The 16,472-nt window shown below is 71.2% G+C and carries 19 protein-coding genes; 2 read left to right on the top strand and 17 right to left on the bottom strand.

Annotated features, from left to right (window positions below; translation table 11 throughout):
* Positions 1-56 precede the first annotated feature (56 nt).
* The 9 genes from AB0O15_RS44055 to AB0O15_RS44095 form a co-directional block, all read right to left on the bottom strand.
* Positions 57-656 carry a hypothetical protein gene (locus AB0O15_RS44055; protein ID WP_364332783.1) on the bottom strand — a complete coding sequence of 200 codons (600 nt, stop codon included), beginning with the start codon at positions 654-656 and terminating at the stop codon, positions 57-59.
* The gene (locus AB0O15_RS44060) at positions 653-1,975 is read right to left on the bottom strand and encodes a hypothetical protein (RefSeq protein ID WP_364332786.1); all 1,323 of its coding nucleotides are present in this window, start codon (positions 1,973-1,975) and stop codon (positions 653-655) included. Before AB0O15_RS44060 ends, AB0O15_RS44055 begins: the two co-directional genes overlap by 4 nt.
* Entirely contained in the window at positions 1,972-2,772 is an 801-nt protein-coding gene (locus AB0O15_RS44065; protein ID WP_364332789.1) for an ATP-binding cassette domain-containing protein, read from the bottom strand. The genes AB0O15_RS44060 and AB0O15_RS44065 overlap by 4 nt, the downstream gene beginning before the upstream one ends.
* 18 nt (positions 2,773-2,790) lie before the next feature.
* Complete coding sequence (locus AB0O15_RS44070) at positions 2,791-3,594, bottom strand: hypothetical protein (RefSeq protein ID WP_364332792.1); 804 nt, start codon at positions 3,592-3,594, stop codon at positions 2,791-2,793.
* Positions 3,591-4,133, bottom strand: coding sequence for an RNA polymerase sigma factor (locus AB0O15_RS44075; protein ID WP_364332794.1), 543 nt, complete (start codon positions 4,131-4,133; stop codon positions 3,591-3,593). Before AB0O15_RS44075 ends, AB0O15_RS44070 begins: the two co-directional genes overlap by 4 nt.
* 60 nt (positions 4,134-4,193) lie before the next feature.
* A complete protein-coding gene (locus AB0O15_RS44080) occupies positions 4,194-4,997 on the bottom strand; it encodes a hypothetical protein (RefSeq protein WP_364332797.1) in 804 nt (267 codons plus the stop codon).
* Positions 4,998-5,006: 9 nt separating this feature from the next.
* Positions 5,007-5,855 (bottom strand): glucose 1-dehydrogenase, encoded by an 849-nt coding sequence (locus AB0O15_RS44085; RefSeq protein WP_364332800.1) that lies wholly within the window; start codon positions 5,853-5,855, stop codon positions 5,007-5,009.
* A 35-nt stretch (positions 5,856-5,890) separates the two neighbouring features.
* Positions 5,891-6,058 carry a hypothetical protein gene (locus AB0O15_RS44090; protein WP_364332802.1) on the bottom strand — a complete coding sequence of 56 codons (168 nt, stop codon included), beginning with the start codon at positions 6,056-6,058 and terminating at the stop codon, positions 5,891-5,893.
* Between the two features lie 210 nt (positions 6,059-6,268).
* Positions 6,269-7,546: an SGNH/GDSL hydrolase family protein gene (locus AB0O15_RS44095; RefSeq protein WP_364332804.1), complete on the bottom strand. Its 1,278-nt coding sequence runs from the start codon at positions 7,544-7,546 to the stop codon at positions 6,269-6,271.
* A gap of 159 nt (positions 7,547-7,705) precedes the next feature.
* Between AB0O15_RS44095 and AB0O15_RS44100 the strand changes: the two genes are divergently transcribed.
* On the top strand, positions 7,706-8,737 hold the full coding sequence (locus AB0O15_RS44100) for an endo-1,4-beta-xylanase (protein WP_364332806.1): 1,032 nt from the start codon (positions 7,706-7,708) through the stop codon (positions 8,735-8,737).
* A 1-nt stretch (position 8,738) separates the two neighbouring features.
* Here AB0O15_RS44100 and AB0O15_RS44105 read toward each other — a convergent pair whose 3' ends face one another.
* The 8 genes from AB0O15_RS44105 to AB0O15_RS44140 form a co-directional block, all read right to left on the bottom strand.
* On the bottom strand, positions 8,739-9,905 hold the full coding sequence (locus tag AB0O15_RS44105) for an RtcB family protein (protein ID WP_364332809.1): 1,167 nt from the start codon (positions 9,903-9,905) through the stop codon (positions 8,739-8,741).
* A 162-nt stretch (positions 9,906-10,067) separates the two neighbouring features.
* Entirely contained in the window at positions 10,068-10,604 is a 537-nt protein-coding gene (locus AB0O15_RS44110; RefSeq protein ID WP_364332812.1) for a DUF1062 domain-containing protein, read from the bottom strand.
* A 189-nt stretch (positions 10,605-10,793) separates the two neighbouring features.
* Positions 10,794-11,156 carry a hypothetical protein gene (locus AB0O15_RS44115; RefSeq protein WP_364332815.1) on the bottom strand — a complete coding sequence of 121 codons (363 nt, stop codon included), beginning with the start codon at positions 11,154-11,156 and terminating at the stop codon, positions 10,794-10,796.
* A gap of 550 nt (positions 11,157-11,706) precedes the next feature.
* Complete coding sequence (locus AB0O15_RS44120; protein ID WP_364332818.1) at positions 11,707-12,678, bottom strand: permease prefix domain 1-containing protein; 972 nt, start codon at positions 12,676-12,678, stop codon at positions 11,707-11,709.
* Complete coding sequence (locus AB0O15_RS44125) at positions 12,675-13,028, bottom strand: PadR family transcriptional regulator (RefSeq protein WP_364332821.1); 354 nt, start codon at positions 13,026-13,028, stop codon at positions 12,675-12,677. The genes AB0O15_RS44120 and AB0O15_RS44125 overlap by 4 nt, the downstream gene beginning before the upstream one ends.
* Before the next feature lie 522 nt (positions 13,029-13,550).
* Positions 13,551-14,003 (bottom strand): NUDIX domain-containing protein, encoded by a 453-nt coding sequence (locus AB0O15_RS44130; RefSeq protein WP_364332824.1) that lies wholly within the window; start codon positions 14,001-14,003, stop codon positions 13,551-13,553.
* Positions 14,000-14,905 (bottom strand): MBL fold metallo-hydrolase, encoded by a 906-nt coding sequence (locus AB0O15_RS44135; RefSeq protein WP_364332827.1) that lies wholly within the window; start codon positions 14,903-14,905, stop codon positions 14,000-14,002. Before AB0O15_RS44135 ends, AB0O15_RS44130 begins: the two co-directional genes overlap by 4 nt.
* A 1-nt stretch (position 14,906) precedes the next feature.
* Positions 14,907-15,230 (bottom strand): TraR/DksA C4-type zinc finger protein, encoded by a 324-nt coding sequence (locus tag AB0O15_RS44140; RefSeq protein ID WP_364332830.1) that lies wholly within the window; start codon positions 15,228-15,230, stop codon positions 14,907-14,909.
* A gap of 39 nt (positions 15,231-15,269) precedes the next feature.
* Here AB0O15_RS44140 and AB0O15_RS44145 point away from each other — a divergent pair.
* Positions 15,270-16,472 (top strand): serine hydrolase (locus AB0O15_RS44145; protein ID WP_364332833.1); only part of this gene is annotated, 1,203 nt, incomplete at its 3' end.

The following is a 16,472-nucleotide window of genomic DNA, read 5'->3' on the forward strand; positions in this document are numbered from 1 at the left end:
GGCCGCCGCCATCCTGAACCGCCGGGCGGCGGCCCGGGCTTACCCAGCCATGGCGGTCAGGCCTGGGTGGCGGCGGCGCGGCGGGCCGGGCCGTAGGCCGTGAAGGCGATCAGGCCGGCCAGGGCGAGCACCACCGCGGTGATGGCGGCCGGGCGGCTGCCGGGCGGCTGGTGCTGCCAGGTGGCCACGACGGCCGGCAGCGGGGACGGCTGCGGGAAGATGGCCACGCCCAGGGTCCAGATCAGCGGCAGGAACCACGATCGGGCCGGGCCGACGAGCGCCGCGCCCAGGGCGATCAGCCCGAGCACACCGGCCGCGTCGCGGAGCACGAAGAGCGGCGGGCCGAACCGGGCGCCCGTCGCCAGCGTGGCCAGCACGAGGGCCACGGTCACGCCGAGCGCGAGGATCAGATGGGTGGCCCGGCGCCGGGGCCACCGGACGGCGGCGGTGCGCTCGAGTTCGTCGTCGGGCCCGTTCAGCGTGTGGGTGAAGCAGGCGGCCGCGATCAGCACGGTCAGGATGACGACCGTCGAGTTGGCGTCGCGGTCGTCGGAGGCGAGCTGCCAGATCCCCCACATCAGGGCGGTGCCGCCCGCGGCCACGACCAGCGCCAGAGGCACCCGCCGCGACCGCAGGTACAGCGTCAGGAACCTCACGGCGCCTTCACCGGGCCGAGCGTGATCGTCTGCTTGCAGGTGACCACGGCCTCGCGCAGGGCCGTCACCCGGGCCAGGGCCTCCCGTTCCGGCAGCTTCCGCAGCTCGTTCCAGAGCGCGATGGCTTCCTGGTTGGTCTCCGGCGACTCCTCGGGCTCGGCCACCGGCTCGACGCCGGACAGCCACGACCCGGCCGCCCGCGCGACCTCGTCCGGGGCGCCGCCGTGCTCGCAGCCGAGCCCGTCGGCGCCGGCCGCGTCGAGCATCCGGGGCACCACCAGGCCGGGCCAGGCGAGGTGACCCTCGCGGTCGACGGTGATCGGGATCGTCACGATCTCGGGCCCGTGCGTCGGTCGCGGGGCGTCCTTCTCGAAGTACGTGACCGTCTTCTCCTCGGCCGCCGTCGGCGCGCCGGGGACCTTGGCCAGCAGCGCGAGCGCCTGACGAGCCTTCGGCACGACCTCGGGCAGCAGCCCCTCGTGCACCCGGCTCACGCACACCCGCGGCAGGTCCGGGGCGCACACCAGCTCCTGGGCGACCCGGTCGGTGGCGGGATAGACGTAGTCGTCGCCGTGCGGCATGACCACCACGCCCAGACCGAGCCCGAGCACCGCGGGCAGCAGCGCGGTCAGGCGGGCCCGCGGGCTCCCGGCCGCCAGCAGCACGACCGCGGCCACCGCGAGCCCGGCCAGGAAGACGGCCTGTCCGGCGCTGACCCGGCCGGAGATCGTCTGGAAGTCGTGGAACGAACCCATGTCGGCCATCGGCGAGATCAGCGCGCCGAGCCACTCCTCCAGCGCGAACGGCAGGAAGGCCAGGTAGGCCAGCGCGCCGACGCCGAGCAGCGGCGCGGTCACCGGCGACGGCAGCAGCCGGCCGACCGCCATGCCGAGCCAGGCGGCCGCGATGACCGACAGCACGCCGACCGCGGCCACCGCGAAGGCAGCCGCCGGCAGGTAGCGGGCGGTGTCCCAGATCCACGGCGCGGCGACCGCGATCATCAGCAGGTAGCCGGCCACGACCGAGATGCCCACGGCGCCGAGCGTCGGCACGACCCGCTGGAAGCGCGGCCGGGCCGTGCTGGCGAACAGCTCGTCGACCTTGGACCGGTGCTCGCGGCGGGCCTGGTAGGCCCCGGCGCTGATCGCGAGCGGCCACAGCAGCACGAGATATTCGCGCTGGACCATCATCAGTTCCATCCAGCTCGACGACCAGCGCTGGGGCGCCGCGTACAGCATGATCGCGCCGACCACCACCACCATGACGATGGTGGCGATCCCGAACGAGCGGCGCAGTTCGATACGCAGGATGCGGCTCATCGGGCGACCTCCCCACGGTGCCGGCGCAGCAGGGACGAGTAGCCACGCTCGGCCGGGCTGTCCCCGGCCCCGCCGTGGTCGCCGTAGGCCACCAGTTCGTCGGGCGTGCCCTGGAAGACCAGCCGCCCCTCGTTGATCAGGACCACGTCGCTGCACGCCACCGCCACGTCTTCGACCAGATGGGTGGAGACCAGCACGCAGCTGTTCACCCCCAGGTCGCGGATCAGCTCACGGAAGTCGAGCCGCTGTTCCGGGTCGAGGCCGACGGTCGGCTCGTCGAGCAGCAGGACCTCGGGGTCGTTCACGATCGCCTGGGCGATGCCGGCCCGGCGCTGCATGCCACCGGACAATGTCTTCATCCGCGCGTTCGCCTTGCCCGACAGCCCGACCCGGTCGATGGCTCGTTGCACCGCCCCGGGTATCGCGGCTTTCGGCATCTCTTTGAGCCAGGCCATGTATTCGATGAACTCACGCACCGTGAAGCGCGGGTAGAACCCGAACTGCTGGGGCAGGTAGCCGATCCCCCGGCGCACCCGGCGCAGGTCGGTGTGGCCGTCGGCGGCCTGGCCGAGCAGCGTCAGCCGCCCGCCGGCCGGTTTCACCACGGTGGCCAGCGCCCGCATCAGCGTGGTCTTGCCGGCGCCGTTCGGGCCGAGGAGCCCGTGCACGCCCGTGCCCAGGGCCAGGTCGAGCCCGTCGACGGCGAGGTGCCGTCCGGCGCGTACCCGTAGCTCCTCGGCGTGGACAGCCCAGGCGTACCCGGTCGGGGCCGTCTCGGCCGCACTCACCGCGCGCATCATCGATCCTCCAGTGATTCAGTCGGTGCTGGACAGGCGCCGGAAACTGTCGGCGCGAGTGAGGGCGAAACCCGCCGTGGCGACGGTGACGAGCACCCAGACGCCGAGGCTGGACGGGCGCAGCAGGACCGGCAGGTCTTCGGTGATCAGGCTGGGGGTGAGCACGGCGAGCACCCAGGCCCCGGCCAGCCCGATCGCGGCCCGGCGGACACCGACGAGGGCGCCCAGCGCCATCGTGGCGGCGGTGAAGGCCAGGCACGGCACCAGCGTGAGCGCCAGCGACGTCCCGGCCCGGAGACCCACCAGGGCGAGCAGCGGAACGACCAGAGCCAGCACGCCGAGCGTCCGCCGCAACAGCATGGACAGCCCCGCGGCCGGGGTTCCGGCGACCAGTTCCCACGCCGGGTCGCGCCGCCGGCTCCAGGACGCCGCCACCGCGGGCAGCGGCGCCACCGGCGCGACCAGGAGCACCAGCGACGGAAGGGCGGGCAGAGCCGACTCGAGAGTCAGCGCGGTGAGCAGAAGCCCGGCCGTCATCGACAGCCAGGGCAGCAGCGACCACACCACCCAGCGCCGGCGCACGGCCGACCAGCTGTGGGGCCGGCGGACCGGCGGCGGGCCGGTCGCGATCTCACGGTCGACCCCGGCGGCCACCCGGTCGAGCAGGGTCTGGGTGCCGGCGGGCGCACCGCCCGCCACCCGTGCCCGGCACTCCGGGCAACTCTCCAGGTGGACCTCGACCGACCAGAGCGTGGCCTCGTCGATCGCGGTGTCGCCCTCGGCGTAGCGGGCGATCACCGCCGGCTCGGGGTGCTGGGTCATGACAGCGCCTCCCGCATCGCGATCCGGGCCCGGCGGGCGCGGGTCTTGACCGTGCCTTCCGGGACGTTGAGCAGCAGCGCCGTGTCACGCACCGACAGCCCGTCGAGGACCATGGCCCGCAGCACCTCACGCAGCTCGGGCGGCAGCTCGAGCAACGCCCGCTCCATCTCGTGACCGACCCGGCCGGCCAGCACCTCGTCCTCGGCGGCGGGCGCGGTCGTCTCGGTCATCGGCACCGGCGGGACCTGCGCCTGCCGGGCGCGCCGGCGGAACGCGTCGATCAGCCGGTTGGCCGCGATGGACCACAGCCACCCCACGGCGCTGCCCTCGGCCGCCTGCCCGGCGAAGCTGCCGGCCGCCCGCCACACCGCCAGGTAGGTCTCCTGGAGCACGTCGGCGACCACGTCTTCGTCGGCGCACCGCCGGCGAAGACGCACGGCGAGCCACGGCGACGTGCGCCGGTAGAACTCGTCGAACGCCTGCCGGTCGCCCGCCGCGGTGCGGCGGACCAGCTCGGCTTCGTCCAGGCTTCCTCTCACATCAGGCAAGACGATCGAGAGCGCGCGATGGTTCTCGGGAAGATGTGAGCTGCGTCACAGCTAGGACCGGTGGTGCCGCTTCACGTAGGTGTAGCCGGGCTCCAGCGGCTCGCCGTGCAGCGTCGCCTGCTTCTCCGACGCGTGCGCCCCCGGCGGCAGCTTGCGTACGAAACCGTTCACCCAGTGCTCGGCCCGGTCGTCGCCCTCGGCCGGCACCGGCTCGACCATCGGCGCGTAGAACAGCATCTCCGCGGTCTTCTGCCCGGCCACCGCCGGGTACGAGGGATAGCCGGACGAGTCGACACTTCCGGTGACCCGGGTCAGGTAGCCCTCCCGGGTCAGCTGCTCGAGCGCGTTGTCCAGCAGGAACGTGCCGCGCCGGCCCCGGCCCAGCCCGGCCTCCTTGGCCACGGCGGAGACGGGCAGGGCGGCGCTGCCGTCCTCGAAGACCCGGCCGGAACGACGGACGGCGTGCAGCACCTTGCCCCGGTTGGAGGTGCCGGAATCGAACTCCCGGGTGACCACCTTGGCGTCGTACTCATGGAAGTAGTCGAGACCATCCACCCGCACCGGCTCGTCCAGCGGCGTGGTCCGCACCGCCACCTGGTCCTTCCCGACCGGCCAGGTGACCGTCACCAGCACGCCCGGCCGCATGTCGTCCGGCCACTCGAGCCCGGTGAGCTGCCACTCGACGTCCTCCCGGAGCTCGGCGGGGAACGAGGCCCGGATCGGGCTGACGCCTCGCCACCGATGCTCGAGGACCACGGTCATCTCGGAGCGGTCGCGCAGTTCCTCGGGCACGGCGCACACGCCGTCGGAGAGGTCCGCCCGCCACAACGCGAGCCGTCGGGTCACCGTACGCATGCCGAGAATCTAGAGGATCGGCTTGCCCCCGGTGACCGGGACGACGGCGCCGGAGATGTAACTGGCCTCGTCCGAGGCGAGCAGCACGTAGACCGGCGCGCACTCCTTCGGCTCGCCGGCCCGCCCGAGCGGCGTGTTCTTACCGAACTCGGCGACCTGCTCCGGCGGCATCGTCGACGGGATCAGCGGTGTCCAGATCGGGCCGGGCGCGACCGCGTTCACCCGGATGCCACGGTCGCCCAGCAGCTGCGCGAGCCCGGCGGTGAAGTTGGCGATCGCGCCCTTCGTGGTGGCGTACGGCAGCAGCGTGGGTTTGGGTTGATCGAAGTTGACCGAGCTGGTGTTGATGATCGACGCGCCCTCGCCGAGATGGGGCATGGCCGCCTTGACCAGCCGGAACATCGCGTGGATGTTGACGTCGAAGGTGTGCTCCCACTCGTCCTCGGTGATCTCTTCGACGCTTTCCCGGGTCATCTGGTAGGCGGCGTTGTTGACCAGCACGTCGATCCCGCCGAGTTCGGTCACCGCCGTCTCGACCAGCGACCGGCACTGTTCCGGATCGGCCAGGTCGCCGCGGGCCAGCACGGCCTTGCGCCCGGCGGCCTCGACCAGCTTGGCGGTCTCGCGGGCGTCGTCGTCCTCGTTCAGGTACGCGATGACCACGTCGGCGCCTTCCCGGGCGAACGCGATCGCCGCCGCGCGCCCGATGCCGCTGTCCGCGCCGGTGATCACGGTCCGCTTGCCCGCCAGCCGGCCCGACCCGCGGTAGCTGTCCTCGCCGTGGTCCGGCTTGCGGTTCATCGCCCCGAGAGTGCCCGGCGGTTGCTGCTGCGGCTCGTTCGACTGGTCAGTAGACATCTTCGCCGCATTCCCGGCGGGAGCGGCGTGAAACGTCAGTACGCCTGAACGAGTTCCCAGACCACGCTGCGGCCGGCGTGCGCGGGCATCGCCTGACCCTTCTGCATCGGCGTGCTCGACGTCGTGACCTTGATGACGCGCCACACGCCGCTCTGAGTGCACACGTCGCCGGTACGCAGTCTCGTACCCAAAGCGACTCGCATGCCGGCCCCCCAATAGTCACCACTGACTCAGCCAACATGGATCTGCAATTTGCACATCGCAAGTCCGCCACGCCTGCGGACGGTAGGGAAGAGACGTCATTCAGTCACAAATCGCCCACCAATCACCCCCACTGACCTGCCCGAACTCAACCTTTCGGCCAGCCGCGAAAACCGAACGGTCACGTTTGCATCATGACAACTTCTGGGGGGCTACCGGTACGGGCCGAGCGGGATCGCCGCGGCCATCGCGGCCATGCCGGCGTCGTTCGGATGAAGGCCGTCACCGCTGTTGTACGCCGGCCGCAGCCGCAGCGGATCGGCCGGATCACGCACCGCCGCGTCGAAGTCGATCACCCCGTCGTACTCCCCCGAGGTGCGGATCCACCGGTTCACCGCGGCCCGCTTACGCTCGTTCGCGGCCGACCAGAAGCCCAGCCCGTCACCGCGGAACGGCAGGATCGTCGCGCCGTAGGCCCGGATGCCCGCGCTGTGGGCGCGCGCGATCAGCTGCCGGTGCCCGCCGATCAGATCGTCGGCGCTGACCACTTCGGACGGTGGCGCCGAGGTGCCCGGGTGGCCGAGATCGTTCACGCCGAGCAGGACGATCAGATGCGCGGCGCCGGGCTGGGCGAGCACGTCGCGGTCGAAGCGGCGCAGGGCCGACTGCCCGAAGTACGCCGCGTACGCCTCGGCCGGACCGCCGGCCGGCGGATTGGGGTCGTGCAGCAGCCGGTTGCCGGCGATGCCGACGTTGGCCACGCCGTACGGTCGCCCGGCGGCGCGCAGCCGGGCGGCGAACAGGTCGGGCCACCGGTGGTTGGCGTTGGTCCGCGTGATCGCGCCGTTGGTGATCGAGTCGCCGAGGGTCACGATCGACGATCCCCGGGTACGCACGGCGACCCCGCTGAGGAACAGCACCTGCCCGATCGTCTCGGCCGGCGTCACCGACGCGGCGCCGGTGACGTTGCCGGCGGCGATCACGTTGTCCTGGTAGGAGAACGCGAACAGCGTGGTGACCGGGGTCCGCTCGGGCAGGTAGAGGCTGACCACCAGGTCGGCGCCGGCCGGGACGACCAGGTCGAGCGGGTCGCTGACCGCGGGCGTGCCGGCCGGCAGCGTGACGGCGCCCCGGCCGGAGAACGTCACCCGGCGGCCGGTTCCGCGGGCTACGTCCGTACTCGCGCCGTCGCCGGAGCGCAACCCCACGCGGACCTCGCCGATCCGCAGCGGCGTCTCCCCGAACTCGTTGGTGACGCGCACACGCACCTGGTCGCCGCCGATGCTGGCGTGCGCGACGTGCCGCACGGTCTGATCCTGGAGCACGCGCGGCTCGCCCGGCGGGATGGTGGTGGGTGGAGCGGCCCAGGTGGCGACCCAGGTATTGGCGCTGTTCGCGGTCTTTTCGGTCTTCTCGGTCCTCGAGGGATTCGCCAGCGGGACGAACCCCGTGGCGGCGGTTCCGGCCAGCAGTGCGCGACGCGTAGCCATCAGCGAAACTTTCGGCAATCGTTCGGACAGATCCTCGTAACGTAAGGCGGGCCCGTAGCCCAGTCAAGGAGCGTGTATTGATCAACATCACCCTCTTGACCGTACTGAGCAGGCGGCCTATGTTTCCGGCATTCTCGCGGAAGTTTCAGGAGGATCCCCATGAGACGTACGCTCGCTGTCGCGACCCTGTTGCTGTTGCTCCTGCCCACCACCGCGGCCCAGGCCGCCGCCCCGGACACGCTGCGGGCCGCGGCCCACGGCGCCGGAATCAAGATCGGCACCGCGGTGGACATGTCCGCCCTCGACTCCGACCCCCGGTACCGCGACCTGGTGGCGGCCGAGTTCTCCACGGTGACCGCCGAGAACGTGATGAAGTGGGAGGCGCTCGAACCCACCCGCGGGACGCACAACTACGAGCCGGCCGACCGGCTGGTCCGGTTCGCCCGCCAGCACAATCAGAAGCTGCGCGGCCACGTGCTGGTGTGGCACAGCCAGAACCCGGCGTGGCTGACCGAGGGCGACTTCTCCGCCGCCGAGCTGCGCCAGATCCTGCGCGAGCACATCACCGAGACCGTGACCCACTTCAAGGGTCAGGTGTGGCACTGGGACGTGGTCAACGAGATCTTCAACGACGACGGCACCTGGCGCGACACCATCTGGTACCGCACCCTCGGGCCGTCCTTCGTGGCCGACGCCTTCCGCTGGGCGCACCGCGCCGACCCGGCCGCCAAGCTCTACCTGAACGACTACAACAACGAGGGTCTCAGCCCGAAGAGCGACGCCTACTACGCCCTGGTACAGCAGCTCAAGGCTCAGGGCGTTCCGGTTCAGGGGTACGGCGTGCAGGGCCACCTGGCGACCCAGTACGGCGTGCCGCAGACCACCCTGGAGAACCTGCGCCGCTTCGAACGGCTCGGGCTGGACACCGCCTTCACCGAGGTCGACGTCCGCATCCCGCTGCCCGCCGACAGCGCCGAGGTCCAGGCCCAGGCGCAGGGCTTCACCACGCTCCTGCAGGCCTGCCTGCTCGCGTCACGCTGCGTCTCGTACACCCTGTGGGGTTTCACCGACCGTTACAACTGGGTCCCGGGCGTGTTCGACGGCGAGGGAGAGGCCACTCCGCTCACCGTCGACTACGAACGCAAGCCGGCGTATCGCAGCATCCGCGACACGCTGCGGCTCGCGTCCTGACTCAGTCGCCCTTGACGTTGACGATCTGGCGGAGGGTGTGCCGCACCTCCACCAGGTCGTCCGCGTCCTGCATGACGACGTCGATCGGCTTGTAGGCCTGCGGGATCTCGTCCAGGAACGCGTCCGTGTCCCGGTACTCGATCCCCTTCATCGCCTCGCGCAGCTGCTCGCGGGTGAAGGTCTTACGAGCCTTCGAGCGCGAGTACGACCGGCCGGCGCCGTGCGGCGACGAGTTCAGTGACACCGGGTTGCCCTTGCCGACCACCACGTAGGACGCGTCGCCCATCGAGCCCGGGATCAGGCCCGGCGTACCCTTCGCCGCGTTGATCGCGCCCTTGCGCGACAGCCACACCGTCTTGCCGAAATGCTTCTCCTGCTCGGTGTAGTTGTGGTGGCACTGCACCCGCTCGAGCTCACGGACCGGCTCGCCCATGAAGTCGGCCAGGCAGCCGATCACCCGGTCCATCATCTCGTCGCGGTTGGCCAGCGCGAAGTTCTGCGCCCACCGCAGCTGACGGATGTACGCCCAGAACTCGTCGGTGCCCTCGGCCAGGTAGGCCAGGTCGGGGTCGGGCAGGTCGATCCACCAGCGCTTCATCGCCTCCTGCGCGACCTTGATGTGATGCTGGGCGATCTTGTTGCCGACGCCCCGCGAACCCGAGTGCAGGAACAGCCAGACGGCGCCCTTCTCGTCCACCGACACCTCGATGAAGTGGTTGCCCGACCCGAGCGTGCCCAGCTGCAGCTTCCAGTTGCCCGCGTACCTGGCCGGATCGAAGCCGGCCTTCTCGGCCTCGGCGGTCAGCCGCGCGGTCCGCTCCTTGGCCGACGCGGTCAGCTTGGTGTTGTAGCTGCCCGCCGACAGCGGAACCTCCCGCTCGATGGCGTTACGCAGCGTGGCCAGATCGGGCCGCAGATCCTCCCGCCCGAACTGCGTCCGCACCGCCGCCATGCCGCAGCCGATGTCGACGCCGACGGCCGCCGGGATGATCGCGCCCAGGGTCGGGATCACCGAGCCGACCGTCGCACCCTTGCCCAGGTGAGCATCCGGCATCAGGGCGATGTGCGGGTGGATGAACGGCAGGCGCGAGGCCTTCTCGGCCTGCTTGAGGGTCTCGTCCTCGAGCAGGCTCGCCCAGTTCATCAGCCGCTCGTTGATCTGCTGCATGCCGATCACGGTAAGCGATCGAACCCCGGGGTGTCGCTCGATAAACCGCGGCCCGCCCGGGTTCGACGGGCCGCGGTTTATCGGAGCGCTTTCCGGAAGCTCACGCTTTCAGGAAGCCTCCCGCTTTCAGGAAGCCTCCCGCTTTCAGGAAGCCTCCCGCTTTCAGGAAGCCTCGCGCTTGAGGGTGAAGGTGAAGTCGTCCGAGAGCCGGCTCCTGAGCCGTACCGCCGAGACGAGTTTCCCGTCGTCGATCAGCCGCTCCACCTCGGCCCGGGAGAGCCCGCACCCGGCGGCGATCAACCGCACCGGCCGGATCGGGATCCGCGCCTCGAACCGCACCGACACCTCGATCCCCTCACCGTCCGGATGATCCGGTCCGCCGGTGTCGAGCCGCCAGGCGCCGTCCCAGTCCAGGGCGAAGCGTTCCTGCAGCAGCTCCGCAATCAGTCCCCGATCGTTGTGATGCAGCTTGTCCAGCACTTCAGGTGGGATGGAGCGGACGTTCACCCGCTCCAGCACGGCCAGCTTCGCCGTGACTCCGCAACCCTCGCAGAGCACGAGAAGCCAGGCGTCGAGCAGCTTGTGGTTGGCGTTGACCCGGAACTTGCCGCTCGCCCGGAAACGCTCGGCCGCACACACATGGCAGCGGCGCCGGACGAGAGGCAGACGGGTGGGCACGACGGCCCAGATCTTGAGCACAGAGGTACACCGATTCCAGTGAGAAAGTCCGCAGCAGGAAGCAACGCGGCGCTCAGAACGCGACGCGCGTCAGAACAGCTCGGGGGTTCTCACAGGACGTACAACGGCAGGCCTCTCACCCGGCGACTCGGTTCGCCCGGACGCTAACCGCGCGGACCGGCGTCGCGCCACCGGTTTTCGAACGCCGGCTCAGCGTCGGATCGTGGTCAGCAGCAAGGACACGGCGACCAGCGTCGCGGCCACGATCGCGGTCGGAGCGGCGCCCGCCTGCAGGGTCCAGCCGCCCACCCAGGCGCCGGAGGCGATGCCGATGTTGAAGGTCGCGTTGACCACGGCCGGGCCCACGTCGGGGATCGCGCTCGACCGCAGGGCCGCGGTGTTCAGGAGGGTGGGCACGGCACCGAAGGCGGCACCCCAGACGAGCACGGCGATTGTCGTTCCCGGGCTGCTCCGGGTCAGCGCGGCGACCGCCACGAGCGAGGCCGCGATCATCAGGATGGCCAGCCGCAGGACAAGCGTGCCCTCGTCGCGGTCGGCGGCCTGGCCCCGCACCTGACCGACCGCCCCGCCGCCCTGGGCAACGAAGCCCCCAGACCGGCGCCGCCGAACAGGTCTGGTCCCACCTTTAGAGAGCTCCCAAGGGTGAAGGCCCGGCCATCCGCGCCGCCCGGACCACGCCGGCGCCCGCCCTGGTCGCGGCCGGCCTTCGCGTCGGTGCCCCACCCCAGCCGTCGGCACCCGCACTCGGGCTCGGTGTCCGCCCGCGCGCTGATCAGGGGGAGAGCTGGGCTGCCAAGCGCCCGCGCTGCCCACTCACCCCCATTGCCGCCACTCACCCCCGCCCAGGAGGCCGGAGGGTCTCCGGCGCCGCGATGCCGTGCTGCCCTACCACCGCACGTGGCAGTGGTGGCCCTGACGACGTTCGGGGCGGCGCTCAGAACAAGGGGTTTCGGAGGGTGACCCCTCACGCAGAATGAAGGGTGCGCGGCTCCGTTCTGGCCGGTCACGGCCTTGGAGTCGCGCACCCGGCCTCGGCGGGAGCTGCGGTCAGCACCACCCACCCAGCTACGACATCAAGCTCTTGATCTGGATGGGAAACGGCTCACATGTGGACGGGGGCGGTGCCGGGGATCTGCTTGGCCAGGCCTCGGCGCGCCCGCTCGGCCTTGATGGCGGTGTCGACCACGTCGAAGATGGCGGTGAACGCGACCGACGCGATGACTGTCCAGGTCAGCCAGTTCAGGGGGTTCGGGCTGGAAGAGTCGAGCCGCGTGATGAACTCCGGGTTGAAGAAGCGCTCGGACGCCAGCAGCCAGATCAGCGGGCCGGCGGACAGCAGCGCCAGCAGCGCGTTGACCGCTGTGACGGTGTGCGTCCAGGCGCCGCGCCGGAAGAGCCAGAGGGCGTAGACGCATTCCAGGAGCAGGATCACGATCAGGTACGGCCACCAGAACGACCAGCCGGCCGGGTCGAGGACCGGCACCTCGGTGAACGCGAACGGCTGGAGCACCAGGCCGACGATCAGCAGCACCGGCCAGACCAGGTTGGCCGCGAGCTGGCCACTGGTCAGGAAGCCGGGCTCGTACTTGGGCAGGTCGTCGAGCGTCCACCCGGTCTTGAGCGGCAGCTTGTCGACGCCGGTGCGCTCGAGGAGGGCGAACACGCCGGTGGTCCAGAAGGCCAGGTGGGCGGCGGTGGTGATCGCGGCGCTGACGGCTGTGCCGATGACGTCGCCGAACGTGGCCTCGTCGAGCACCTGCACGACGACCGAGACCACGACGACGATCGGCAGCACGGTGGCGAAGAACAGGGTGATCAGGCGCCGCCAGACCGGGAACAGCTCGGGCCCGATCAGGTATTGCGGCCGGTCGGCGTACCCGTCGGCCAGCCGGTCGGGGTCGCCCAGTTCGCGCAGCGTGGCCTCGGTGGCGGCGTCGGCCGTCTCGCCGGCCTCGACCCGGGCCTCGACGGCGTCGGCGATGCTGGCGCGCAGCTCACGGTCGATGTCGGGGCGCTGCCGCTCGGGCACCCGGCGCAGCACCGTGAAAACGTAGCGGTCGATGAGCGTGGTCATGACTTCCTCCCCGTGCCGGCGTGCTTGTCCAGGTCGTTGATGGCACGGTCGAGCCGCGCCCATTCGTCACGCAGCGCCGACGCCAGCGCCTCACCCTGCTCGGTGGTCGTGTAGAACTTGCGCGGCCGCGCCTCGTCGGTGTTCCACGAGCTGGTCAGCAGGCCCTGCGTCTCGAGCCGCCGCAGCAGCGGGTAGAGCGTGTTGGCCTCGACCTCGAACCCCGCCCGGCTCAGCGTCTCGAGCAGCGAGTAGCCGTAACCGGGCGCCCGCAGCACGGTCAGGCTCGCCACGACAACGGTCCCCCGCCGCAGCTCCTGCAGATGCCCCGCCAGCGTCGCGTCCGTTGTCATAACGAACACTATACTGTGTGAGACACACTAATGCATAGCCCCACTCCAACGACCAAGATCAAGAGCTTGATGTCGTAGCCGGGTGGGGCGTACAGACCGTCGCTCCCGCCGGGGCCGGTCACGCGGCTCCTGGCCGCTGGCGCGTCCAAACCAGAGCCGCGCGACCTTCATTCTGCGTAAGCGGTCACCCTCCGGCGCTACGCGCCAAAAGCACCCGGGTCGGCAGAAACGGCCAACAGCTCGCCGACTCAGACAGTCTTCCGGACAGTGGTAGGTCAGAACGGCATCGCGACCCCAAACACCGTCCGGACCTACCACCGCCACGAACAGCGGTGGGCCAGCACGGAATCGCGGCCGTCAGGACCCCACCACCGTTGCCCGGGCAGCGACAGTGAGCGGCGGCAGGGAGGGTGAGCGGGCAGCCCGGGCGCCTGGCAACCCAGCCCTGCCCGACGACCAGCACGAGAAAGGGGCGCGAGAGCGGGCAGCGACGTTCGCCCGGCAGCTCCGTCGGAGCATGGTTCAGTGCTGGATCAGGCCACCGACCGGAACCGACGAAACGTGGCCGGTCGGCGGCAGGGTCCGGGCCAGGGAGAGGCCGACGTCAACGAGGGAAGACCGGCGCAGGCCGGCCACCTCAGTGAGCAAGATCCAGGCCGGCTCGGTGGTGGCGCCGTTGGGCTCCGGGCGCAGGGTGCCGCCGGTGATGCGGATCTGGTAGTAAATGCCGACGTTCTGGTGTTCGACGCCGCGCAGGGCCTCAATCGCCGGTATCACCCGGGAGTCGACGCCGAGCAGGCGTTCGACCACGCCGTCGCAGCCGGTTTCCTCGGCCAGTTCGCGGATCACCGCGTCGAACGGGTCTTCGGCCGGCTCGACCTGGCCACCGGGCAGCGTCCAGTGGGTTGCGCAGCGGGTCAGCAGCACCCGCTCACCCTCTACGCACACGGCGTAGGCCGCCAGGCGGAACGTCACTCGTTCACCGCGGTGTGCATCGGGCCGCCCAGCCACGTGATCGCGTCGGTCAGGGCGCCGGCCAGGTCGAAGTCATGGTCGCTCTCGTCGGCGTAGACCCGGTGCAGGTTGAGGACGATCCGCTCGGCGTCCGGCCAGGAGGCGAAGGGGCCCAGGTCGGCGCCGCGGGCCGCCTCCAGCGGGGAGACGCCCCGGGCCAGACCGGCGCGGCCGATCGACCGGACCAGCTCGTAGTAGCGCCGATGGTCGTCCAGGACCCGGGTGATGTCCGCGGCGCCGTGCAGCACGGGACCGTGCCCGGGGACCAGGACCGACGGCGCGAAGGCGGCGATCCAGTCGAGGGCGGCCAGGGCGCCGGGCACGGAGCCCATGAAGACCAGCGGGGTGAGGCCGGCGAAGACCAGGTCGCCGGCGAACAGCACGCCGTCGTCGGGGAGCCAGGCGATCAGGTCGCCGGTGGTGTGGGCGGGGCCGCCGGGATGGCGCAGTTCGACCCGCCGGCCGCCGGCGTGCAGGGTGAGGCCGCCGGCCACGGTCACGTCGGGGAGGCGCCGGGCGACCGGGCCCCAGTCTGGCACCGGCGTCCAGAACGGCGGGCACCCGTCGATCACCGGGTCGGTCCGCAGGCCCTCGCGCATCCGCTCGTGGCCGATGATCACCGTGGTGGCGGGAAGCAGGCTGTTCCCGTACGTGTGATCGCCGTGTTGATGGGTGTTGACCGCGTAGCGGACCGGGCCGAGGCCGGCGATCGCGTCGAGGAACCGCCGGGTCCGCGCCGCCGTGGCGCAGGTGTCGATGACCAGCACCGCGTCCTCGCCGGCGACGACGCCGGCGTTGTTGAGCCACCAGGTCCCGTCCGGCTGGACCCACGCGTAGGTCTGGGCGCCGATCTGCTGGAGCATGTCAGGCCGCGCAGCCGACGCAGGTGCGGGCGTGGGGGCGCGCCTCGAGGCGGTCGGGCGGGATCGGTTGGCCGCAGGTCTCGCAGACGCCGTAGCTGCCGGCGCCGACCCGGGACAGCGCGTCGTCGAGGTCGCGCAGGCGGCGGCGGGCCGCGGCGAGGACGGCGGTCAGCTGGGCCCGCTCGTACGCGATCGTGCTGCCTTCGGGGTCGTGCTCGTCGTCGACGTTCGAGTCCTGGGACGCCTCGAAGAGGGCGCGCAGGCTCTGGTCGAGTTCGCGTACCTCGGTCTCGGCCTCGTCGCGGAGCCGCCTCAGCTCGTCCATGGTCTGTCCACGATAAGGCCCGCGGGATATAAACCAGGGATGAGTCTTCCTCGGAGTTCCCCGGCCGAGCAGGGTGTTGACGCCCGCGGCATCGACGCGTTCCTGGCCGCGCTGGAGCCGCTGCCCGAGGTCGAGACGCACAGCCTGATGGTGGTCAAGAACGGTCACGTGGTCGCGGAGCGCTGGTGGCGCCCGTACGGGCCGGACCGGCCCCATCTGCTCTACTCGCTGTCCAAGAGCTTCACCTCGACGGCGCTGGGCTTCGCGGTGGCCGAGGGGCTGGTCGACGTCGACGCGACCGTGCTGTCGTACTTCCCGGAGTGGGACGGCCTGGTCACCGACGAGCGCAGCCGCCGGATCCGGGTGCGTGACGTGGCCGCGATGGCGTCGGGGCACGCCGGCGAGACCATCGACGAGGCGCTGGCCAAGGGTGACGGCGACATGGTGCTGGGCATGCTGCTGCTGCCGCCGGACTACGAGCCGGGCAGCGTCTTCGCCTACAACCAGCCGTGTACGAACGCGTTGTCGGCGATCATCCGGCGGGTCACCGACGGCACGCTCACCGACTTCCTGGCCACCCGGCTGTTCGAACCGCTGGGCATCGACACGTACGGCTGGTGGGTCGACCGCAATGGTCGTGAGCTGGGCTACTCCGGCCTGCACGTGACCACCGAGTCGATCGCCGAGCTGGGCCAGCTCTACCTGGATCAGGGCCGTGACCTGCTCCCGGCCACCTGGGTCGCCGAGGCCACCCGCGCCCACGTGCTCACCGACCAGGGCAACATCGACTCCTCACAGGGGTACGGCTTCCAGTTCTGGCGCAGCCGCCACGGCTACCGGGGCGACGGCGCCTTCGGCCAGCTCATGATCGTGCTGCCCGAGGCGGACGCGGTGGTCGCGCTCACCGGCCAGAGCCCGGACATGCAGGCGGTGATGGACCAGCTCTGGATCCACCTGCTGCCCGCTTTGACGGCGGACGACGGCCCGGCCGGTCCCTGGCCGGCCGAGTGGCCCGAGCTGCCCGGCCCGGTCGACGCGGGCGCCCGACGGGACGAGTGGCCCGACCTGACCGAGCCGTTCGCCACCCCGCCGACGGCGACCTTCGAGCACGACCGGGCGAGCGCCACCCGCCGCGTGCACACCGTCCGGATCACCCCGACCGAGCTGACCCTGGACGACGGCCGCCCGGTGGTCGCCGGGTGGGGCGACACCGGTGGCCCGGTGATCCCGTACTACGCGTGG

It is taken from the genome of Actinoplanes sp. NPDC089786, from assembly GCF_040684855.1.
Lineage (GTDB): Bacteria > Actinomycetota > Actinomycetes > Mycobacteriales > Micromonosporaceae > Actinoplanes.